The following is a 22491-nucleotide window of genomic DNA, read 5'->3' as shown; positions in this document are numbered from 1 at the left end:
CTTCTCGCTAAAAAAATAAACCCCGCGGGGATTATGCTTTCAGAAGTTTTGCAATGTGCGCTTTTAACACGTCAATGGCGATACGGTTTTTACCGCCACGAGGCACAATGATGTCCGCATATTGTTTAGAAGGCTCAATGAACTGCATAAACATCGGGCGAACCGTTTTCTGATATTGCTTCAAAACGGAATCCATCGTACGACCACGCTCTTCCACATCACGCTTCACGCGGCGCAGCAAACAGATATCAAGCGGCGTGTCCATAAAGACCGTCGCATGCATCAAATCGCGCAGACGCGGGTCCGTCAGGAGAAGAATACCTTCAAGGATGATGACTTTCTTTGGGGTTAACGTGGTGGTTTTATCTAGGCGGGTATGCTCAGTATAACTGTACTCAGGGACTTCCACCGCTTCACCGCGGGTCAATTGTTCTAGATGGTCACAAAGCAAGTCATGGTCTAGCGCACTTGGGTGGTCATAATTGGTTTTTACACGCTCTTCCATGCTTAGGTGGCTTTGATCGTTGTAGTAGCTATCTTCCGTAATCACACCAATTTGATGATCGCCCACCTTCTCACGCAACTCACGGTAAATCGTACTTGCGATTAAACTTTTCCCAGAAGCAGACGCGCCAGCAATACCGACGATCACACATTGATTATTCTCAGACATTATTCTTGCACTCGATGTTTGAATTGGTGTCATATTCACTAATATTAGCAAGTGTGCAAATAGACGCATGCATATCAGTGTAAATTGGTTAAACCGCCTGATTATAGGGAGAAGCGCGGTTTGTTGCTAGTCACACTTAGCAACAAAACCGCATTTGAAGGGAGAAAAACGCAAGCAATCGATTACACCGAGTGAGGGTTACTCGACCATGGTGAATTGGATTGCCGCAGGGCGCTCTTCACCTTGCCAATACATGCGCGCAGTGATCGCTTCGGCAAGGGTAAGGTAGATTTGACTGTGTTCTGAGTCTGGCCTTGCCGCCACCGTAGGCACGCCTTGATCGATGTCTTCACGCATCGCTATATGCAGCGGCACTTGAGCGAGCAGATCCAACCCATATTCTTGTGCCATTTTCTCTGCGCCGCCTGCGCCAAAGATGTGCTCACGCTCACCACAATGAGAACAGATATGGTAGCTCATGTTCTCGACCAAGCCGACAACCGGCACCTCTACTTTATTGAACATCGCCGCACCTTTACGTGCATCGGCGAGCGCTAAATCTTGCGGTGTGGTGACAATCAAAGCACTGGTGACGGGGATTTGCTGCGCCAGCGTCAGTTGAATATCCCCCGTACCCGGCGGCATATCGACCACTAAATAGTCCAAATCTGGCCATTCGGTCTCATTCAACAGCTGAGCTAACGCCTTAGAGGCCATCGGCCCACGCCAAATCGCGGCTTCGTCTTTGGAGACCAGATAACCGATAGATTGAGTTACGATGCCGTGCGCATTGATAGGTTGCATCCACTTGTTGTCTCTCACTTGTGGCTTGGCGTCTTGCTGACCAATCATCATCGGCACTGATGGCCCATAAATATCCGCATCCAACAAACCGACGTTGGCACCTGTCGCGGCCAGCGCCAACGCCAAGTTGACCGACGTTGTTGATTTTCCCACACCGCCTTTGGCTGAGGTTACGGCAAGGATATTTTTCACGCCTTTCACTTCCGCGCTCACATGAGTGCTGAGCGGTTTCACATCGATTTGGATAGAATATGGGAAACGCTGGATTTGACCGCGCTCTATCTGACCTTCAATCCAAGTAGTGAGTTCACTAGGCAAAGAGCGCGAAGAAAACGGCAGTCGAATCTGACATTGGTCGGCGGCGACATGAACGAGATGTGGCGTTGAGGCCCAATCGGCCACAAGCTGTGGATGTTGAAACTGATTAAGCCAGTCGCATAGCGCTTGCTTGGAAGTAAACTGCTGCATGAATGCTCCTTGTTATAAAACCCACTGAACTGGCAGAGGGCGCGCAGAAAACACACGCTCTTTGTACAGAAGGATAGCACCGCACATGCTATCACTCCCGAGGTCCTGACAGAACCCTGAAAAAACTGGGTGTTTGAGCAACTAGATACCTTGGAGTCACTGGTGGGATAAGGTAGTATTACCGTCTATTTTTTCCTACACCTTAAGAAGCGAATATTAAGTATGGCAAACGATCCAAGAACCCTTGATCCAAGGAAACTGCTGGTAACTTGTGCCCTTCCGTACGCTAACGGTTCGATTCACCTAGGTCACATGCTTGAGCACATTCAAGCCGATATCTGGGTACGCTACCAACGCCTACGTGGCAACACTGTAAACTTCATCTGTGCTGACGATGCTCACGGCACGCCAATCATGCTAAAAGCACAACAGATGGGGATGACACCAGAAGAGATGATCGCTGCCGTAAGTGAAGAGCACCAAAAAGACTTCGCTGGCTTCGATATTAGCTTTGATAACTACCACAGCACACACTCAGAAGAGAACCGTGAGCTAGCGTCACACATCTACTTAGAGCTCAAGAAAAACGGCTTTATTTCTAGCCGTACCATTTCTCAACTGTTTGACCCTGAGAAAGAGATGTTCCTTCCGGACCGTTTCGTAAAAGGGACCTGTCCGAAGTGTAAATCCGAAGACCAGTACGGTGATAACTGTGACAACTGTGGCGAAACCTACAGCCCAACGGAACTGATTGATCCTAAATCAGCGGTCTCAGGCGCGACGCCCATCATGAAAGATTCTGAGCACTTCTTCTTCGACTTGCCTCAGTTCGAAAGCATGTTGAAAGAGTGGACACGTTCTGGTTCTCTTCAAGCTGAAACCGCCAACAAGATGCAAGAGTGGTTTGAGTCAGGCCTGCAGCAGTGGGATATTTCACGTGACGCCCCTTACTTTGGCTTCGAGATCCCAGGTGAAAAGGACAAGTTCTTTTATGTTTGGCTAGATGCGCCAATTGGCTACATGGGCTCGTTCAAAAACCTGTGTGACAAGCGTGATGATCTCGACTTCGACGAGTACTGGAAAAAAGACAGCACAACAGAGCTTTACCACTTTATCGGTAAAGACATTGTTTACTTCCACTCTCTGTTTTGGCCAGCGATGCTTGAAGGCAGCGGTTTCCGCAAACCAGACAACGTATTCGTCCACGGCTATGTAACGGTTAACGGCGCGAAGATGTCTAAGTCTAAAGGCACCTTCATCAAAGCAGCCACTTACCTAGATCACCTAGATCCAGAGTGCCTACGTTACTACTACGCTGCGAAGCTCAACAGCCGCATCGATGACCTCGACCTCAACCTTGAAGACTTCACTCAGCGCGTGAACGCTGACGTCGTGAACAAGATTGTTAACCTAGCATCACGTAACGCAGGCTTCATCAGTAAGCGCTTTGACGGCAAGCTTTCAGCACAGTTTGCAGAGCCAGAACTATACAACGAGTTCGCGGCAGCGGCTTCTCGCATCGCAGAGCTTTATGAGAGTCGTGAATTTGGTCGCGCAATCCGCGAAATCACGGCCCTTGCTGACAAAGCAAACCAATACGTCGATGAGAAAGCGCCGTGGGTGATTGCGAAAGAAGAAGGTAAAGACCAAGAGCTGCAAGACATCTGCTCTGTGGGTATCAACCTATTCCGCGTATTGATGACGTATCTAAAACCTGTGATGCCTGCGCTCGCTGCACGCACTGAAGCCTTCCTAAACGAAGAGCTGACGTGGGAAGGGGTCGCGTCACCGCTGACCGATCACGAAATCACTAAGTTCAAAGCGCTGTTCAATCGCATTGATCCGAAGAAAGTGGAAGCGATGGTGGAAGCGTCTAAAGAAGATGCGGCAGCCGAAGTGGCAGCGAAGGAAGCAGCAGAAGCGGCGAAGCACCAAGCGAGCCAAACTGAGCTGGATAAAGATCCTATCGCCGATGAGATTGAATTTGATGCATTCGCCGCCGTGGACATGCGTATCGCTCGTATCATCTCTTGCGAAGAAGTGCCAAAAGCCAACAAGCTGCTAAAGTTCCAGCTCGATATCGGCGGTGAAACTCGTCAAGTCTTCTCTGGTATTAAGTCTGCTTACAAACCCGAAGAGCTTGAAGGCAAACTCACCGTGATGGTTGCGAACCTTAAGCCGCGTAAGATGAAATTTGGTATGTCGGAAGGCATGATCCTAGCAGCAGGCCCTGGTGGCAGCGAGCTATGGATTCTTGAGCCTCATGAAGGCGCACAGCCAGGTATGCGCGTGATGTAATCACCAGGCTCGTATCACTCATCCCCGCGTGACACCGTCCGCGGGGATTTTTTGTGCCCTCAATCACAATATTAGGGCTTACTTTGCACCAAAACCGTTCAACCCCTTCGCCCTCCAGAATGTAACCTACTGTATTAAAACAACTTATAAGTTGGCACTGTTCCTGCTCTACCCACTTAGTAGTAGGCGAGTACAAGGAGTACGTTATGTTTGTGTTGATCTCAGTGGTTCTATCGATAGCCGTATTGGCTGTCATGCTTTACTTCTCTAAAAAGCGTCAAAGCACTTTAGAGCGCAAGTTTGAAACACTGGTCTTGCTGCGACAGGTGATGTTGCTTAGCCGCAAACATCGTAGCGCGACCCACTTGGCGTTAACCAAGGAGGTGACGGATAGTGAGCTGGAAGAAATTGAAGCGCTCTACGATCAAATGGTCGATATCACCAATGGCTTGGTGGCCAACGCGCCCTTTGACAACAAACCCATGTACCGAATTTTCCAATTAAAACTCAAAGGCATGCATAAAGAGTGGCAAGACAGAACCGTGATTCGCAACCAAGTCATCCACGGTAAAACCATTCGTCACTGCATGTTCTTGATGGATGAAGTCGCGATTGCATGGTTGATTGAGTCTGAGCGTGAAGATCTCAGTGATGAGTACCACATGAACTGGCAACAAATCCTCGACAGTATGGAAGTGCTGACTCAACTGCGTTTGTGCATTCCAGAAATCGATACTATTGATGGTCGCTTGCGCGTTAAATACTATTGCGACAAAACACGTCGTAAACTTAACCAACTGTCGATCATCAGTCCATTGAGTGTTGCCTCGCCAGCCAGCAGTGCCGCGATGCGTGACCTGACTGAAATCGCCATCAGCGAGGAGCTAGATTGGACAGAAGAAGCCTTGTATGAACTGACCAGTGACGTGTCTGCGGTTATCTCGCAAGTCTATGACCAAGTGTTATCGGACATGACGGAAACACTCTATCTGCCACTTCCTCGAGTAGCGATAGCGTGAACGGCTAGCGATACACGTTTTAGCAAAATCTATTGTTGCCAATCTATGTTAAATAAATAAAACGGCCAGGTGATAAGACCTGGCCGTTTTCATCATTGTTTGCTCAACGCGAATATGCGCTAAAGACTCTGATATTTAGAGCTTTGTTACTTAGAGCATCGTTACTTAGAGCATTTTGCGCGCCGCTTCGACGACAACTTTAATCGAGCGTGCTTCGGTTTCTTTTAGCGTAGAGTGATCAGGGATCTCTTTTTGAGTTCGGTTGATGATGACACCCGCCACACAACCTGCTTTTAGGCCAGAGCTTGCACACATCGTCAATAAGGTCGCTGACTCCATCTCGAAGTTCAGTACGCCCATATCTTGCCACTCTTTCATCGAGCCTTGGAAACGTTTCACCACGCGACCAGAGAAAGTATCGTAACGCTCTTGACCAGGGTAGAAGGTATCACTGGAAGCCGTGACACCCATGTGAACCGTTGCACCTGTCTCTTCTACCGCCGCTTTCATCGCTGTTGCCACATCAAAATCAGCCACCGCTGGGAACTCCATAGGCGCGAAATGCAGACTGGCACCATCGAGACGCACAGAGCCGGTTGAAACAATCATATCGCCAACATTCACATGCGGTTGGATTGCACCAGTGGTACCAACACGTAGGAAGGTACGCACACCACACTGCGCTAGCTCTTCAACCGCAATAGAAGTCGATGGGCCACCAATACCGGTTGAACACACAACAACAGGCTTGCCCTCTAATTCAGCGCGGTACAGCGTGTATTCGCGGTGACTGGCGAGAAAGATGGGATTATCCATCTCTTCAGCAATTTTTTGCACACGTGCAGGATCGCCAGGGATGATCGCGAGTGTCGCACCAGCAAGATCATCTTTCGTAACACCAAGGTGGAAAACAGCTTGAGACATAGGGGAGGCTCCTTATAGTGACAGGCTCATCGAATGGGTGGCGGCCTGTTCTTACATTTGTTTGGGTACCCGGCTACTCTAACCAAGTCAGCAGCAATATATAGTGATTTAGATCACACATAACAAAGCAACAAAACATTCATTTTCACAATAAACCGTTTTGCATCACACTTTAATGCGCAATATCGTCAATTTTGCACATAAAACCGCCGTTTGATCTCACGTTTTCTCATCGCTACGGCCATCACCCCGAGGTCAACAGCGATGCCTCCGAGAGCGAAATAAACGGCGAGACGTAGATTAAACCGGATGCTTAAAGCAATCGTTGATGGTTTTACCGATCGCGCGTAACACATCTCTTCTCGTGATGATCCCAACCAATCGACCATTGTCAATGACAGGGTAGACCTTAGGCTTACCGACCTTCATCATATCCGCCAACTCGATAATAGAAGTCTCAGGGGTCACTGAAAGTACCTCCTTGCTCATACAGTCCGATACGATATGGGTATCTTGGCAGTAGTAACTCACCTTGATGAGTTTATCCAACAGGTCTTGGCCCGAGAGAAAACCAATCACTTTTTTGCTCTCGTCAATCACGGGCCCACCGAGATAATTTGAGTTCATCACCTTTTCAAGCGCCGCACTCAACGACATATTGGGGGTAAATGTCACCGCTTGTAACGTCATATAGTCTCTGACCTTTAATGATTCCATCTGCGTCTCCTTGTCCGTGCTCTGGGTGGGTCATACTATATATTGTCGTCTAATTTCTTGATTTCACAAATGGCGCTGCGCATTTTTCCACCGCCCCTCAACTTAATGACTAAACTGTAATTAGTGATAGCGATGGAGAGGTATGAGCCCGTGAACTCAACGTTGACTGAATTGATGAAAGTGAACCCCGCGTTGATGCATACGGTGTTTGCCTCTTTGCCTGAGCCGACCTTTTTAATCAGCAAAACGGGCGTCTATGTGGAGGCGATAGGTGGACGTGATACGACGCGTCACCATGAACCAAGAGTCATTGCCGGGCTGGACCAGTACCAAGTACTTCCAGCTGACAAAGCGCTGTTCTTTGCCAAAAAACAGCGCCGGGGTACGATTCATCAAATCAATCAGTGGTAGAGCAAGGCATCCACTAGGGTTGTTGCCAGCGCTGTGCGGCTTGCGCATCGGACTCACGCGATTCCACCCAGCGCGTATCGGTTGTCGTGCGCTCTTTTTTCCAAAACGGCGCTTGTGTCTTAAGGTAGTCCATCACAAATTCGCACGCTTCAAACGCGGCTTTGCGATGCGCACTCGTTACACCGACAAACACAATTTGATCGCCAATATCAAGATCGCCAATACGATGGATCACACGCACACAATCCAGCGGCCAACGCGCCAATGCGCTGTCGCAAATCTTTTGCAGCGATGACTCCGTCATTCCTGGGTAATGTTCAAGGGTAAGACCGGTCACTTGGTCGCCCAAGTTCATGTCCCTTACCTTACCGACAAAGGTCACCACTGCGCCAATACTGGCGTCTTTCGCCAACTGACCATACTCCTCACCGACATCAAAATCATCCGCTTGAACAGAGATACGAACCGTCATCGTTAGCCCCCAGTCACTGGTGGGAAAAAGGCCACTTCATCGCCATCTTTCAGCGGATGGGTAAGCGGCACAATCGCTTGATTCACCGCTGCGAGCAGTTTACCCGCTTCAAGTGCGAGAGACCATTTGCCCTCTTGCTGCGCAAGATGCGCACGCAATGACTCCACGGTGTCAAATTGGTCAGGGAGCGTTAATGTATCAACGCCAACCAACTCGCGCGTCTGCGCAAAAAACAATACGTTAATCATAATCCACCTTGAAATGCCCGGATTTTCCGCCCGTTTTCTCCAAAAGACGCACCGAACCGATCACTATGTCTTTTTGAACCGCTTTACACATGTCGTAGATGGTCAGCGCCGCCACTGAAGCCGCGGTCAATGCTTCCATCTCCACGCCGGTTTTGCCGGCGAGCTTGCACACCGACTCGATGCGCACCTGACTCTTTTCGGTCAGCGCTTCCAACTGTACTTCCACTTTGGACAGGAACAGCGGGTGGCATAACGGAATCAAGTCCCAGGTTTTTTTCGCGGCTTGAATACCGGCAATACGAGCGGTGGCAAACACGTCACCTTTGTGATGCTCTCCAGAGAGAATCAGTTGCAGCGTCTCTGGCGCCATGTGAACAAAAGCTTCAGCGCGCGCCTCGCGCACTGTGTCTGCTTTGCTCGACACATCGACCATATTCGCTTCACCCGAAGCATTGATGTGAGTCAGTTCACTCATGCGATCCCCTTATACTGATAAGTGAGGCATAAAGTTACAAGGACGATGGCTGGCATCCAACTGCTGCTTGATAATCTTAGTCCAGCCTGTGCGACACGCGCCTGTCGAACCCGGCATGGCAAAAATCACGGTGTGATTGGCAAAGCCAGCAATGGCACGTGACTGAATCGTTGAAGTGCCGATTTCTTCAAAAGAGACCATGCGAAATAGCTCGCCAAACCCTTCCACTTCTTTATCAAACAGAGGCTTCAGTGCTTCAGGCGTACTATCGCGAGAAGTAAACCCCGTACCGCCGGTGATCATCACCGCTTGGATTGACTCATCCGCAATCCACTGAGAGACGATGGCACGAATCTTATACATGTCATCAATCACAATTTGTTTATCAACCACTTGGTGTCCTGCCTCTTGAGCTTGCTCGACCAAGTAGCGTCCCGAGGTATCGTTTTCTTCGTTACGGGTATCCGACACGGTTAACACCGCGATTGTCGCCGGTTGAAATTTGCTTTCTGCGTGACCCATTTGTTCACCTTTCACATAATTTACGTTGTTATTTTTTCCATCACGAGTGTCCCCCCGTGATCACAATTTCGCTTTCGTCACTCTGACGTGGCTATCCACCGATAGAGGCTAAATGAGGTGTAGCACCTGAGTTTCCATCATGAAGAAAGTGACTGACGGATTTAGTTTGAAGTGCTTGCTGAATACGCGACGTCAGCGCCGCTTGTTGAGCATCACTTTGGAGCAAATCTCGCAGATCCACCCCCTCTTCGCCAAACAGACATAAGTGCAATTTACCGATTGCCGAGACTCGTAGACGATTGCAACTTTGGCAAAAATCCTTCTCGTAAGGCATGATCAAACCAATTTCACCTTGGTAATCTGGGTGAATAAACACCTGAGCGGGGCCATCGTTACTGGCTCGAGCCTTGAGCAGCCAGCCGTTGGCAATAAGCTGATTGCGAATCGCCACACCGGAGACATGATGCCGTTGAAACAGCTCATCCATCTCACCCGTTTTCATCAATTCAATGAAACGTAACTGGATTGGCCGGTCTTTTATCCAAGCGAGAAACGCCGGCAGCTCTTGCGCATTGAGATCTTTCATCAACACGACGTTCACTTTGACCTGCGAATACCCCACTTCAAACGCTTTATCAATGCCCGCCATGACTTGGGTAAATTTGTTCTCACCGGTGATCTGGTGGAACATGCGCGAGTCAAGGCTATCGACGCTAACGTTAATGTGAGTTAACCCGGCTTGCTTCCACTGTTCAACCTGCTTCTCCATCCGGTAGCCATTGGTCGTAGTGGCGACTTTCTTGATGCCCGGCGTACTTGAGACGGTATGAATGATATCCGTGAAGTCTTTACGTAAGCTGGGCTCTCCGCCTGTGATGCGCACCTTGTTAGTGCCGCACTCAGCGAACGCATTGACGACCCGTTGGAGCTCTTCTATCGATAAAAAAGACGAGCTACGACGCCCCGCAGGTTGGTAACCGTCAGGCAAGCAGTAGGTACATTTGAAGTTACAGACATCTGTAACAGAGAGACGCAAGTAGTAAAACTTGCGTTGAAAACTATCTTCGAATTGTTGCGCCACGAAACACCTTTCCAAACACGGGAGGCATGACCATTTCCAATCAAGCCCTTGTGACCTTATGTCACTGGCTTAGCGCGCTTATTCTCTTGTTGAAAACTTAGCCCGATAAGCTCGGAGTTATGGCAACTGATTCCGTTTTGAACCAGCAGCTAAGCGATAAAATACTTAAAATTTGTGGGCCTTTCTACCTTTGGCGTAAAAAAACCGAATCTCGCGCCCAAAATACCCACTATTGAGTACTTGCGGCGCCTCGATTACTCTACATTGTAGTCCATAGTGATAATAACAATGACACACACATGACGTTATACAATACAAAAAAAGTGGTCGCAGTTGGCGGCGGTCACGGTCTAGGGCGCATGTTGGCGGCTCTAAAAGATTTCGGTAGTAACGCCACGGGGATCGTGGCGACGACAGATAACGGTGGCTCAACTGGGCGCATTCGCCACTGCCAAGGCGGCATTGCCTGGGGCGACACTCGTAACTGTATCAACCAATTGATCACCGAACCCTCCATCAGCTCAATGATGTTCGAATATCGCTTCAAAGGCGCGGGAGAGCTCGATGGTCATAACCTTGGCAATCTTATGCTCACGGCACTGGATAACCTATCCGTGCGCCCACTAGAGGCGACCAATCTCATTCGCAATATGCTTAAAGTGGATGTCAATATCATCCCCATGTCTGAGCACCCCTCTGACTTGAAAGCCCTTGCACCTAACGGTCGCTGGGTCACCGGTGAGACCAGTGTCGATGAAATGCCAGATAAGCTGATTCGTTTAGACTTAGAGCCAGAGGTACCAGCGACGAAAGAGGGCGTCCTCGCTATTGAACAGGCGGATGCAATCATACTTGGCCCAGGCAGTTTTCTGACCAGTATTATGCCCCCGCTGCTGCTGCCTGAATTAAGTAAAGCCATCGAGCTCAATCGCAAAGCGACACTGATTTTCGTCGAAAACTTATCCAAGGAGCATGGTCCTGCGGGGAAAATGTCCTTAAGGGAAAAACTCGAATGGTGTGAACGCGCATGCCAAGGGCGTAGGATTGATGTGGTGCTCGGTGATACGCCTCACCCTGAGCTCAGCGAGTGGAACTGTGTGACGACGCCCCTTGCCTCACCCAATCGCGACTGGCGTCACGACCGGGTGAAATTGCAGAGCGCCATTGAACACTTAATTGACCAATAACGAGTGGTAACTTTGCTTGGTCTCGTGCAGCAGAGCAATCATGGCATGCTTTGATTGCTCTACGTCTAACTCCGCCCCGGTTTTGACTTTGGTATCTATTTGCGTAGAGAGATGGCACAGGGCATCGGCGCCAAAACTGGCGGCGCTGCTTTTCAACGCGTGGCTGATCTCTTTAAGGTACTCTAACACGTCCGTTGCACCGTCATCGGAGAGATGCTCAATGTAACTGCTCAGTTCCCCTAAAAAGATGTCTAATAGCACGGGGACATTCTCTTGGCCGATTTCATCGGCCAACTTATCGACTTTAGCCTGATTCAAAACAGGTTCCATTAGCTTTCCTTAGCGTTCCACGCTTGTAATTTTCGATAGAGCGTTGACGGGCTGACATCCAAATACCCTGCGGCCTTCGGTATATTGCCATCACATGCGGCGATCGCCTGCTCAATGGCGTTTTTCTCAGTCAACCATAACGGAAAAATCTCATGCACTGAAATCGTCTCCGGCTGCGGTAAAGAGACTCGGATTTCATTGGTCGCCGGTTGGTTTAGCGGCGGCGGCAACATGTCTAAGGTGATCTCGCGGCCATTATTAAGCACAACGACGTTACGTAACACGTTTTGCAGCTGACGCACGTTGCCCGGCCACTCATAACGTTTAAAACGTTCGACCACATCCGGTGCCAGACGAACAAAGTCTTTCCCTTCCTCATTAGACATGAAACCCAACAGCGAGTAGGCAATCTCTATAATATCTTCGCCACGCTCACGCAGTGGCGGGAGATGCAATGGGATCACATACAGGCGATAGTACAAATCTTCCCGAAAACGCCCTTCTTCCACTTCTTTCCAAGGATCTCGGTTAGTTGCACATACAAAACGCACGTCTACGCTTTTCATTTTAGACGACCCGACTTTCTGGAAAGTACCAGTCTGGATAAAACGCAGCAATTTGGTTTGCAAGTCTAGATCCATCTCACACAGCTCGTCCAAAAAGAGTGTGCCACCATCAGCCAACTCTGCGGCGCCCTGCCTGTCGGTTGATGCGCCGGTAAACGCCCCTTTCACGTGGCCAAACAGCTCACTCTCAATCAAATCCTTGGGAATCGCCGCACAGTTGATCGCAATAAAGGGCTTATCGCCACGTTTACTGGTGGCATGAATAGCCTCGGCGCACACTTCTTTACCTGTGCCACTCTCACCAGTGATAAAAATACTCGCTTTACTGGTTGCGGCAGAGTCTATGGTGCGATAGACCGCTTGCATGGTTTGGCTACTGCCGATGAACCCTTGATAACTCTGATTTCCCGGGTTATCGGCTTCGTTTTTCAACTTAGTGGCTTTACGAATCGCGTTGTTCACGGTTACGCGCAGGCGATCGGCTTCACACGGCTTAATCATGAAGTCTTGCGCGCCAAGACGCATCGCTTCTACCGCGCTATCAATTGAGCCGTGGGCAGTCATAAAGATAACAGGGACATCCGGATCTTTCGCTTTCACCGCGGTTAATACGTCCATTCCCGTCATATCGGGAAGTCTTAAGTCGAGTAGGATGAGATCCGGTGTGCGAAAATTGAGGCTCTCAATCGCATCACGCCCAGTGCCGACGATATTGATGTCTATCCCCAGTGGCGTGAGATACGAGCGATAGAGCGCCGCAACGGACGCCGTATCTTCTACCATGAGTAGGTATTTGGATTTTTGAGTATTCATTGCCTAGCCGTCTATTTTTATTTTGCATTCGACTAAATGATTGCATTGCGCATTGCATTTTGCAAATTTATCACCTGAAAAGCGCGTAATTGAATGAAAATCACGCTTTAAAAGTTGGCACGCTAGATGCAATAAACACTGTGACCCTCATGGGTCACCTAGCCAACTGACGTTGTTAGTGAACAAAGTATTCACAAGAATAGCCAATAGAACTGATTTCTGTTGGCTTTTTTTTGTCTTGTGATCTGGGATTAGCTGTTGGCAATAAATTGCTGCCTCAGCTTGTCAATTTGGTCACGCTTCTCAGCAGCAAGCTCAAATTCCAACTCTTGCGCATGACGATACATTTGCGCTTCGAGCTGACTGATCGCTTTCTCTAACTCTTGTGGGCTCATATTGCCATAGGATTGAGACAACTCGGCGACTTTGGACAAAGGCACGGCGATTTGATTCTTCTGACGCTTCGACTTCGTGATATCACCTAGCTCCATAATATCTTTGATATTACGTTTTAATGCTTGTGGCTCTATGCCCATTTTCTCGTTGTAAGCTTGCTGTTTCTCGCGACGTCGATTCGTCTCGTCCATCGCTTTCTTCATCGACTTGGTGATGGTGTCCGCGTACAGAATCGCTCGACCCTCAATGTTTCGCGCCGCGCGGCCTATGGTCTGAATCAAGGAACGTTCTGAACGCAAGAAGCCTTCTTTATCTGCGTCTAAAATCGCTACGAGAGAGACCTCAGGCATATCGAGCCCTTCTCGCAAAAGGTTAATACCCACTAGGACGTCAAACTCACCAAGTCTCAGATCGCGAATGATCTCGACCCGCTCCACCGTATCGATGTCTGAGTGTAAATAACGCACTTTGACGTCATGCTCGGTCAAGTACTCAGTGAGATCCTCCGCCATTCGCTTGGTCAGCGTCGTGACTAACACACGCTCATCTTTCGCCGCTCGAATACGAATTTCTGACAGTAGATCATCTACCTGAGTCGCCACGGGGCGCACTTCAAGTTGTGGGTCAAGCAAACCCGTCGGCCTAACGACCTGATCGGCGATCTCCCCATCCGATTTCTCTAGCTCATAATTACCTGGCGTCGCTGAAACAAAAATGGTTTGCGGTGCCAGTGATTCAAACTCTTCAAACTTCAACGGACGATTATCGAGCGCCGAAGGCAGACGAAAACCAAACTCCACTAAGGTCTCTTTTCGCGAGCGATCCCCTTTGAACATCGCGCCGATTTGTGGAACTGTAACGTGCGATTCATCAATCACCAACAAGCCATCGTGCGGTAGATAGTCAAACAAGGTCGGCGGCGGCTCTCCCTCATTTCGACCACTGAGGTAGCGAGAGTAGTTTTCAATCCCCGAGCAAAAACCCAACTCGTTCATCATCTCAATATCAAACTGAGTACGCTGGGAGATCCTCTGCTCTTCAAGCAATTTGTTGTTTTCCAGCAACGTTTTTTTACGCTCTTCCAACTCTACCTTGATTTTTTCTATCGCATCTAAAATACGATCTCGAGGGGTAACGTAGTGCGTTTTGGGATAAATGGTAAATCGCGGTAGGTCTCGCTGTTTCACCACACCCGTGAGCGGGTCAAACACGCTGATGCAATCTATCTCATCATCAAACATCTCAATCCGTACCGCATCTTGATCCGATTCAGCTGGGAAGATGTCAATCACCTCTCCACGCACTCGAAATTGGCCGCGCTCGAACGCAACGTCGTTGCGGCTGTATTGCAATTCGGCCAAACGGCGCAGGATGTCACGTTGGTCCATCACATCGCCGCGACGGATGTGCAACATCATTTGCAAATAGGATTCAGGATCGCCCAAACCATAGATCGCAGACACCGACGCGACGATGATGGCATCTTTACGCTCAAGTAGCGCTTTGGTGGCCGACAGGCGCATTTGCTCTATGTGCGAGTTAACCGAGGCGTCCTTTTCAATAAAGGTGTCGGTGGTAGGTACGTAGGCTTCAGGCTGATAGTAGTCGTAGTAAGAGACGAAATACTCAACAGCATTATTAGGGAAAAACGACTTCATCTCTCCGTACAGCTGCGCAGCCAGTGTTTTATTCGGTGCAAGTAGAATGGCTGGCCTTTGTGCTTGAGCAATCACATTCGCCAGTGTGAACGTCTTGCCAGAGCCCGTAACACCGAGCAGTGTTTGATGGGCAAGCCCTGCATCAAGGCCCTCGAGTAACTGCTTGATCGCGGTTGGCTGATCCCCTGATGGCTGATAGTCTGAGACCAGATCAAATACTTTATTCATACGCATGTACACCGTGAGACAATTTCGTCTATTTTGGCTGTATAGATATACAGACTCAATAGGCGAGAGAAAAATAAATTACCGATTTTTCTTATCTGTAGAATTTACTCTAGATCATCATATTCATTCCTGTTAATATTCCTCCCCCTAAAGGAAATCTACTCCTAAAACTCCTCTCTTTTACTCCACAGCTTACTCACATTTCAAGCTAATTTGTTACATTCTCTTTTTGTTATACACAGGCTAAGGTCTCGCTGTTTCTCAGGCATTTTCTCGATTATCATCTGATAGAACAAGGTGTTGTAACCCAAACTCTTCACGTTACAAATTAGAGTAAAGGCATTAATTTTGACGGAAATTTTACTTGATCAGATCTCATACACACACTTATCCACAATTTTGGTGGATAAGTAAATAGAGCCCAAATGCCGCAAGGGCTACAGAAAAGTAAAGCTTTTTTTATGATTAATTTTTGCGTTTTTACGCAGAATGAAACTTGACAGATTTTCTGGTACTGCTAATATTCCGCTCGCTTTAGAGCAATTCCCCCTTAGTTCAGTTGGTAGAACGGCGGACTGTTAATCCGTATGTCGCAGGTTCGAGTCCCGCAGGGGGAGCCAAATTCCTAAAAATGCCCAGCTTATACAGTTGGGCATTTTTACATCTAGAGCTTTGTGAACGATGAATATGCCACAGCCGGATGGCCGGCCCGTTCGAGTCCCGCAGGGGGAGCCAAATTCAAGAAAGCCCACCTTAGAAATAAGTTGGGCTTTTTTACGTTCAGAGCTTTGTGAACGGTGAATATGTCGCAGCCGGATGGCCGGCCCGTTCGAGTCCCGCAGGGGGAGCCAGATTCAAGAAAGCCCACCTTAGAAATAAGTTGGGCTTTTTTACGTTTAGAGCTTTGTGAACGGTGAATATGTCACAGCCGGATGGCCGGCCCGTTCGAGTCCCGCAGGGGGAGCCAGATTCAAGAAAGCCCACCTTAGAAATAAGTTGGGCTTTTTTACGTTTAGAGCTTTGTGAACGGTGAATATGTCGCAGCCGGAAGGCCGGCCCGTTCGAGTCCCGCAGGGGGAGCCAAATTCCTAAAAATGCCCAGCTTATACAGTTGGGCATTTTTAAATCTAGAGCTTTGTGAACGGTGAATATGTCACAGCCGGATGGCCGGCCCGTTCAGCGAATAGATGGCTGAACGAACCAGATTCAATTATTGAAATCGATTAGTTGATAACGATAGTTGAACCAACCATTTCTTCATTTAGTACTGTTAGGTTAGACGCACCTACTGTACCCACCGCTTTCAATAGACCTTGCTCGTCGCGCTCCATCGCTGGTGCGTCTGTAGAAACACCTTCAGGCAATTGGTCTAAGCCTTCGATTTGACCATAGAAGATATTGTTCACAAACTTAGAACCCACCATCTGGAATTTTTCGCCTTCAAATTGTCGGAATGCGTTTGTACCATCTTCAGTTGCGACAGACAGGTTGTTTTCAAATAGCGTATTAACAGCTGGGAAGATTGTTTCAACACGTTCATCGTTGGTTAAGCTCACACGGTGAATCGCATTACTCGCAAAGATGCCTTGTGTGTTGTTTACTAGCGTGTTGTTCTTAACCACAACGTCTTTTGGTGTCCACTGCTTTTGCAGTGTTTTACCGTCTGTTGAATCTTTACTTAGCACTTCGCCATTCGCTACATCGATGATGCCTGTGTTCAGCACAAGAGCGCCACGGTAAGTACCTTTACCTAATGTGCCTTCGATATAGTTGTTTTCAATAACGTGGTTTTCATCATAGATGCGGATACCGCCTGAGTTAGCCGTGTTGCCCGGTAAGATCACGTTGTTTGTCACAACATTATTATGGCCATGACGTAAAGAAATCATCGAAGTACTGTTTTTGATTGTGTTGCCATCAAAAGTGATGCCGCTCGCTTTCACAGAGATAAGCTCGATCTCGCCAGAGCCGTTTTTACCGACATAACCACTGATATTGTCGAAGTAGTTATTGCGGATAATACTTTGTGAATCAAACAGTGAGTTGTGGCTGTCACCCACGCGGATCGCTTGTCTGTCGTTGCGGTTGGTTCTCACCATTTTCGGGTTAGAGTTTTCGATCAGCTCCATATCTAAAGCCGTCAGGTCTTTAAAGATGTTACCTTCGATCAGAGTTTTCTCTAACTTGTCTGATGTTGCCACAACAAGCATCGCGCCGCGCTTGTACTTACCTTCAAAAGTATTGTTGGTAATCTTGTTGTTTTCGCCGCCAACCGTGATCCAACGGATGTTAGGGTATTTTCCTTTCTCATCCGCTACGTATTCGTAGTCGTTGAACTTGTAGATAACAGAGTTATTTAAGGTGTTGTTTTTACCAAAGATACCAAACACGCCCATGATGTTTGCATCATGACTTTCAGTGCTTAGCGTTGCGCCCCCATCAGTGAAGACTAAGCTCTCAATTAGGTTGTTATCACCCTTAATCAAGAACTGAGTTGAACCGTTAAAAATGGCAGTTCCAGGCTCTTGAGCAACAATCTTGACGTTGTTCGCTGATAACGTCACACGACCTAAATCGGCATAGCGACCTGGTTTGATGCTAATCACATCGCCATCTTGCGCGTTGTTGATGCTCTCGCGTAGCTCCAGTACCTCTTGTGCAGAAGCAACAGCAACACCTTGATCAACCATAACTGCTGTCGGTTGGGTAACTTGTTCTGTGCTTGCGTGGCTCGTTGTCGCGCTTGCGAATAGTAATGAACCAAAAATGAATGCAATTGGTGACTTTTTCATTAGTATCTCTTTCGTAGGGTATTTGAGTATGAGGGAAGGTTAGCAACACACAAGAGGGCGAGAAAACCGATTCGCCCTTGGAATGTGGTCTGAATCGCGTCGGCTTTGTTAAACTGTGGATAAGTTCAAATAATTAAATAATACAAATAAAACTTTGTTGTTTCAGGGTTGTAAAGGGGCTTGGTTCAGGTCAATAGCTCTCTTAAGTTTTATTTCAACCTATTATTTTTTAAAACCTTTTATTTTTTAAAACCTTTTATTTGAGTCCGCCTTAACTCTTAGTAGAAGTTTTAAACTAGATCATATGAGAGACTCTGCAAATCAAGGATAATTTGTAATATTATTGTACTTGCCATAACGAAATATTGATCGGTATTTTGTGAAAGATACAGAGTATGAATGAGTTAGTAATTCTTTCTGCTAGCAGTGTTCCCGCTAGCACGTTTCTGGACAAAGACGTTTTACGAGCTTCGGGCGATATCTACCTTCCCCAACTTCCAGATAGCAAAACGGCACCTAATGAAGCGGTGCCGCTGGTGATAGAAAATGGACATAAATGAGCAAAAGCATTTTTGAGCAATATGAACATCAATGCGTAACCACTCACACTAGGTGCATAATTCTAGCTTCTCAGGTGTGCTCCTTGACAGTTCCGCTTCCAACCATTGTTGAAACTGCTCTTCTTTGATTTCCAGCTCTTGTGATTGCCGTAATAGAACGTAATTATGTCCTGACGGGGTAAAACCAAAAGGAGCAATAAGCCTTCCATCTTTCAGATCATCAGCAACTAATGGAAATGAGCCGATCGCTGCCCCCAGACCATCAGCCGCGGCCTGTATACAGAAATAAAAATGATCAAATGATTGGTTAGACTTATTCTGGTAAAAGTCATAGCCTGATGCCGCTACCCAATTATTCCAAGCATGTGGACGCGTCTTACTATGCAGTAACGTTATGTCCGCATGATTACTTTGGATCGTACTCCAGTATTCAGGAGACATCACTGGGCCAACCCATTCTTCAACCAACTTATGTATCACATAGTCAGAGGGTATATCAAAATCATCCCGCCGAATTGCCATTGATAACCCGGCTTCACCCAAAACCACCGGGCCGCCTGCTGTCGACAAACGGATATCAACCCCAGAGCTTTGATAGAAATTAGAAAGTCTTGGCATGAGCCAGCGCATGGTTAATGTTGGCTCACAGGAGATCTCAAGATAATTACCCGTTGTTTCTTTTAGCTTATTGATTCCTGTATCTAATGCATCAAAGGCTACACTGGTGTATTGCTTGAGCAATTCCCCTTCCTGAGTAAGGCTCATTCCCCGGCCATTCTTATAAAACAATGCCTTAGACAGGTGAGTTTCTAACAGTTTTATCTGTTTACTCACTGCTCCGTGAGTTATGTGTAGCTTATCTGCTGCTTCACTGTAACTGGAAGACTCTGCTGCAATATGGAAAACATGAAAGGCTTTTAGGTGTCTCATTTGTGACTTTTTCTCACATTAACTATGCATTTTTTTCGATTATAACTCGTTCATTAATCATTACAATGGCGACAAGTTAAAGGTGCAAAGAGAGTGGATATGGAAATAATAAGTTATGCAATTCTAGGTCTGTTAATCGTGATAAGCCCCGGTGCAGACTTTGTATTAGTGTTCAAAAATAGCCTTAGTAGTGGACGGAAGGCAGGACTAATGACTGGACTAGGCATTGGCCTTGGCATTTGTATTCACATTACCTACTCAATACTCGGGATTAGTCACTTATTATCACAGAACGCGGCTATCTTCAGTATGATTAAGTACGCAGGTTCAGCGTATCTAATCTATCTTGGCCTCTCAGGATTGTTTAACTCTAAACTTGTAATTGACATTGAGAACGAAAAGCCGACAGATAGCACTGCTAAGAAATATTTTGCACAGGGTTTTCTTTGTAACGCACTAAACCCTAAGACAATGTTGTTCTTTCTCAGTGTATTTAGTCAACTCGTGTCACCGGAAAATGACAACAACTTACTCTTTGTGTTGATATGTGGTTTATACATCACGTTACTACACGTTGTTTGGTTTTGCTTTTTGGCATTTCTTGTTACATCCACCAAGGTTTTAAGTATCTTTCAGCAATTGGGTCGCAGAATAAATCAGGTTTGCGGAGCGGGGCTTGTGACCTTTGGTGTAATGTTAGCTGCCAATAATTAATCAGACATTGAACGTAAACTTCTTTATTAAACATAACTAACCCAATTAAATATCAGGAAAAAACAATGACTAATGCAATAAAATTAAAAGACAAATTTGAAAAATTTGATGATTTTTGGTCACCTCGTGTTATCTCAGAAATGAACGACTATCAAGTAAAACTGGCAAAATTTGAGGGTGAGTTTACTTGGCATGACCACAAAGATACCGATGAGCTATTTTTGGTTATCTCCGGCTCTATGCGTATTGAGCTTCGAGATGGTTATGTCGAATTAAATGAAGGAGAAATGTACGTAGTCCCTAAGGGAATTGAGCATAAGCCAGTTGCAGAAAAGGAGTGTCACGTAATGCTTATTGAGCCTAAAGGTGTAGTCAATACTGGTGATACAGATAGTAGCCTAAAAGCTGAAAACGACGTTTGGATTTGATCGATGGGAGATTCCTTTCATCGCTATTTAGCTCCTGATGGTCGAGGTGGTGCCGATAAGTCAGGGACAGAATTTATCGGCCTAAAATCTTGCTGACAAACAATGGGGCAGAAATGAGATAACGCGTGTTCAGCTAATTACGGCTTTAAACCCAAAAAGTACTCGCACGTTATTGTCATCTGACAGCAGCCGGATGGCGCAATAAAAAATGGTCATCCGTTGGATGACCATTAAATACGTTTACGTAGAGGGCGTGGAGGTTACGCGCCTTCGTTATGCAACTCTAGGTTAGCAAGCTCTTGCTGAATTTCTCGTTGCGTTTTTGCATCATCGCTGCGCAAAGACTCAAGAAAGTCTAAGTACTGCTGATTGATGTCGCCGGTTACGTATTCACCGCTAAATACCGACGTTTCGAACTGAGAGATGTCTGTGTTGCCTAGGCCAACGGCGTCCGTAAGGTCTTCCAACGTCTGGAAAATGAGCTCATCGGCACCAATTTGCTTACAGATCGCTTCGTTGTCTCGGCCATGGGCGATAAGCTCATTGGCGCTTGGCATGTCAATGCCGTAAACGTTCGGGAAGCGAATCTCTGGCGCAGCAGAGACCATGTACACTTTCTTCGCACCTGAATCGCGGGCCATTTCGATGATCTGCTCTGACGTAGTACCACGTACGATAGAGTCATCAACCAACAACACATTCTTGTCTTTAAACTCTGAACGAATCGCGTTGAGTTTACGACGTACTGACTTCTTACGCTGCTGCTGACCCGGCATGATGAAGGTGCGGCCAACATAGCGGTTTTTCACAAAACCTTGGCGGTAAGGCTTTTCAATCGCTTGGGCGATTTGTAGAGCGATGTCACACGAGGTTTCTGGAATCGGGATAACCACATCAATGTCCAAATCAGCAAATTCGTCACGGATTCGGTCGCCCAGTTTCTTGCCCATTTCAACGCGCGCGCTGTACACCGAAATCTTATCGATAAATGAGTCAGGACGTGCAAAGTAAACAAATTCGAAAATACATGGGTTGAGTCGAGGGTTGTCCGCACACTGCTTAGTATGCAGTTGACCATCAAACGTTGCATAGATTGCTTCACCTGGCGCGACATCGCGCATAAAGTCAAAACCGACGGCATCCAGTGCCACTGATTCAGAGGCAACCATGTACTCGGTGCGACCTTCAACCTCGCGTTTACCTAAACACAGTGGGCGAATGCCGTTAGGATCGCGAAACGCAATCATGCCGTGACCAATGATCATAGCCGTCACCGCGTAAGCACCACGAATCGCGCGATGCACGTTGGTGACAGCACGGAACACATCTTCAGAGGTAACGTTACCTTTGACAGTATCAATCTCATGAGCCAACACGTTAAGCAACACTTCTGAGTCAGAGGTGGTGTTGATGTGACGACGGTCTTTCTCGAACAACTTTTCGCGAATTTCGTGTGCGTTTGTGAGGTTACCGTTGTGAGCCAGTGTGATACCAAATGGTGAGTTCACGTAGAAAGGTTGCGCTTCAGACGCGCTTGAGCTTCCTGCTGTTGGGTAGCGAACATGGCCGATACCCACTGTACCTTGAAGTCTTTGCATGTGTTTGGCTTCAAACACATCCTTTACTAAACCGTTCGCCTTTCTCAGACGAAAACGATTGCTATCTATGGTACAAATACCCGCGGCATCTTGGCCACGATGCTGCAATACCGTCAATGCGTCATAGATAGACTGGTTTACAGGCGTTGTGCCCACGATTCCAACAATACCACACATGT

The 22491-nt window shown here is 47.4% G+C and carries 21 protein-coding genes, 1 tRNA gene, 1 pseudogene and 1 riboswitch; of the genes and pseudogenes, 8 read left to right on the top strand and 15 right to left on the bottom strand.

Annotated features, from left to right (window positions below; genetic code table 11):
* Nucleotides 1-31 precede the first annotated feature (31 nt).
* Together udk and apbC are read right to left on the bottom strand one after the other, a co-directional pair.
* Nucleotides 32-673, bottom strand: coding sequence for a uridine kinase (gene udk / locus AC6R0R_RS05770; protein WP_487903407.1), 642 nt, complete (start codon nt 671-673; stop codon nt 32-34).
* A gap of 198 nt (nt 674-871) precedes the next feature.
* Nucleotides 872-1945: an iron-sulfur cluster carrier protein ApbC gene (gene apbC, locus AC6R0R_RS05765; protein WP_500626024.1), complete on the bottom strand. Its 1074-nt coding sequence runs from the start codon at nt 1943-1945 to the stop codon at nt 872-874.
* 222 nt (nt 1946-2167) lie between these two features.
* On the opposite strand from apbC, the gene metG reads away from it, so the two are divergent.
* Both metG and AC6R0R_RS05755 read left to right on the top strand, forming a co-directional pair.
* A complete protein-coding gene (gene metG, locus AC6R0R_RS05760) occupies nt 2168-4243 on the top strand; it encodes a methionine--tRNA ligase (RefSeq protein WP_334552715.1) in 2076 nt (691 codons plus the stop codon).
* A 206-nt stretch (nt 4244-4449) separates the two neighbouring features.
* Nucleotides 4450-5262 carry a hypothetical protein gene (locus AC6R0R_RS05755; RefSeq protein ID WP_334552717.1) on the top strand — a complete coding sequence of 271 codons (813 nt, stop codon included), beginning with the start codon at nt 4450-4452 and terminating at the stop codon, nt 5260-5262.
* Nucleotides 5263-5427: 165 nt separating this feature from the next.
* Here AC6R0R_RS05755 and udp read toward each other — a convergent pair whose 3' ends face one another.
* Nucleotides 5428-6186, bottom strand: coding sequence for a uridine phosphorylase (gene udp / locus AC6R0R_RS05750; RefSeq protein WP_500626023.1), 759 nt, complete (start codon nt 6184-6186; stop codon nt 5428-5430).
* A gap of 300 nt (nt 6187-6486) precedes the next feature.
* On the bottom strand, nt 6487-6903 hold the full coding sequence (locus AC6R0R_RS05745; protein ID WP_334552721.1) for a CBS domain-containing protein: 417 nt from the start codon (nt 6901-6903) through the stop codon (nt 6487-6489).
* Between the two features lie 132 nt (nt 6904-7035).
* Here AC6R0R_RS05745 and AC6R0R_RS05740 point away from each other — a divergent pair.
* Nucleotides 7036-7272: pseudogene (locus AC6R0R_RS05740) on the top strand (GGDEF domain-containing protein); the annotation flags it as partial.
* Between the two features lie 55 nt (nt 7273-7327).
* Here the strand turns inward: AC6R0R_RS05740 and moaE are convergent.
* From moaE to moaA, 5 genes are all read right to left on the bottom strand, one after another.
* On the bottom strand, nt 7328-7786 hold the full coding sequence (moaE, locus tag AC6R0R_RS05735; protein ID WP_500626022.1) for a molybdopterin synthase catalytic subunit MoaE: 459 nt from the start codon (nt 7784-7786) through the stop codon (nt 7328-7330).
* A 2-nt stretch (nt 7787-7788) separates the two neighbouring features.
* A complete protein-coding gene (gene moaD, locus AC6R0R_RS05730) occupies nt 7789-8034 on the bottom strand; it encodes a molybdopterin synthase sulfur carrier subunit (RefSeq protein WP_334552725.1) in 246 nt (81 codons plus the stop codon).
* Complete coding sequence (gene moaC / locus AC6R0R_RS05725) at nt 8027-8509, bottom strand: cyclic pyranopterin monophosphate synthase MoaC (RefSeq protein WP_500626021.1); 483 nt, start codon at nt 8507-8509, stop codon at nt 8027-8029. The genes moaD and moaC overlap by 8 nt, the downstream gene beginning before the upstream one ends.
* A 9-nt stretch (nt 8510-8518) precedes the next feature.
* Nucleotides 8519-9031 carry a molybdenum cofactor biosynthesis protein B gene (gene moaB / locus AC6R0R_RS05720; protein WP_487903400.1) on the bottom strand — a complete coding sequence of 171 codons (513 nt, stop codon included), beginning with the start codon at nt 9029-9031 and terminating at the stop codon, nt 8519-8521.
* A 91-nt stretch (nt 9032-9122) separates the two neighbouring features.
* Complete coding sequence (moaA, locus tag AC6R0R_RS05715) at nt 9123-10112, bottom strand: GTP 3',8-cyclase MoaA (RefSeq protein ID WP_500626020.1); 990 nt, start codon at nt 10110-10112, stop codon at nt 9123-9125.
* A riboswitch (molybdenum cofactor riboswitch) is annotated at nt 10101-10241 on the bottom strand. Its footprint overlaps the gene before it by 12 nt.
* 170 nt (nt 10242-10411) lie before the next feature.
* On the opposite strand from moaA, the gene AC6R0R_RS05710 reads away from it, so the two are divergent.
* Complete coding sequence (locus tag AC6R0R_RS05710; RefSeq protein WP_500626019.1) at nt 10412-11299, top strand: YvcK family protein; 888 nt, start codon at nt 10412-10414, stop codon at nt 11297-11299.
* Here the strand turns inward: AC6R0R_RS05710 and luxU are convergent.
* The 3 genes from luxU to uvrB form a co-directional block, all read right to left on the bottom strand.
* Nucleotides 11285-11629, bottom strand: a complete 345-nt coding sequence (gene luxU / locus AC6R0R_RS05705; protein WP_334552734.1) for a quorum-sensing phosphorelay protein LuxU — start codon at nt 11627-11629, stop codon at nt 11285-11287. The two genes, AC6R0R_RS05710 and luxU, sit on opposite strands and share 15 nt — an antisense overlap.
* Entirely contained in the window at nt 11629-13008 is a 1380-nt protein-coding gene (gene luxO, locus AC6R0R_RS05700) for a quorum-sensing sigma-54 dependent transcriptional regulator LuxO (protein WP_334552735.1), read from the bottom strand. The genes luxU and luxO overlap by 1 nt, the downstream gene beginning before the upstream one ends.
* A gap of 251 nt (nt 13009-13259) precedes the next feature.
* Nucleotides 13260-15290 carry an excinuclease ABC subunit UvrB gene (gene uvrB, locus AC6R0R_RS05695; RefSeq protein ID WP_500626018.1) on the bottom strand — a complete coding sequence of 677 codons (2031 nt, stop codon included), beginning with the start codon at nt 15288-15290 and terminating at the stop codon, nt 13260-13262.
* Between the two features lie 544 nt (nt 15291-15834).
* Between uvrB and AC6R0R_RS05690 the strand changes: the two genes are divergently transcribed.
* A tRNA-Asn gene (locus tag AC6R0R_RS05690) sits at nt 15835-15910 on the top strand.
* A 603-nt stretch (nt 15911-16513) separates the two neighbouring features.
* Here the strand turns inward: AC6R0R_RS05690 and AC6R0R_RS05685 are convergent.
* Nucleotides 16514-18082, bottom strand: coding sequence for a polysaccharide lyase 6 family protein (locus AC6R0R_RS05685; RefSeq protein ID WP_500626017.1), 1569 nt, complete (start codon nt 18080-18082; stop codon nt 16514-16516).
* Nucleotides 18083-18477: 395 nt separating this feature from the next.
* Between AC6R0R_RS05685 and AC6R0R_RS05680 the strand changes: the two genes are divergently transcribed.
* Nucleotides 18478-18642, top strand: coding sequence for a hypothetical protein (locus AC6R0R_RS05680; RefSeq protein WP_500626016.1), 165 nt, complete (start codon nt 18478-18480; stop codon nt 18640-18642).
* Nucleotides 18643-18690: 48 nt separating this feature from the next.
* On the opposite strand, the gene AC6R0R_RS05675 is transcribed toward AC6R0R_RS05680, so the two are convergent.
* A complete protein-coding gene (locus AC6R0R_RS05675; RefSeq protein WP_500626015.1) occupies nt 18691-19572 on the bottom strand; it encodes a LysR family transcriptional regulator in 882 nt (293 codons plus the stop codon).
* A gap of 99 nt (nt 19573-19671) precedes the next feature.
* Between AC6R0R_RS05675 and AC6R0R_RS05670 the strand changes: the two genes are divergently transcribed.
* Together AC6R0R_RS05670 and AC6R0R_RS05665 are read left to right on the top strand one after the other, a co-directional pair.
* Nucleotides 19672-20286 (top strand): LysE family translocator, encoded by a 615-nt coding sequence (locus AC6R0R_RS05670; protein WP_500626014.1) that lies wholly within the window; start codon nt 19672-19674, stop codon nt 20284-20286.
* 65 nt (nt 20287-20351) lie between these two features.
* Entirely contained in the window at nt 20352-20714 is a 363-nt protein-coding gene (locus AC6R0R_RS05665) for a cupin domain-containing protein (RefSeq protein ID WP_500626013.1), read from the top strand.
* Between the two features lie 260 nt (nt 20715-20974).
* On the opposite strand, the gene purF is transcribed toward AC6R0R_RS05665, so the two are convergent.
* Nucleotides 20975-22489 carry an amidophosphoribosyltransferase gene (purF, locus tag AC6R0R_RS05660; RefSeq protein WP_500626012.1) on the bottom strand — a complete coding sequence of 505 codons (1515 nt, stop codon included), beginning with the start codon at nt 22487-22489 and terminating at the stop codon, nt 20975-20977.
* Between the last annotated feature and the right edge of the window lie 2 nt (nt 22490-22491).

The sequence above is a fragment of the Vibrio sp. R12-SW3-ISO1 genome (assembly GCF_059834005.1).
Note: the sequence above shows the minus strand (reverse complement) of the source record. Positions and strands in the feature narration are given on the sequence as shown.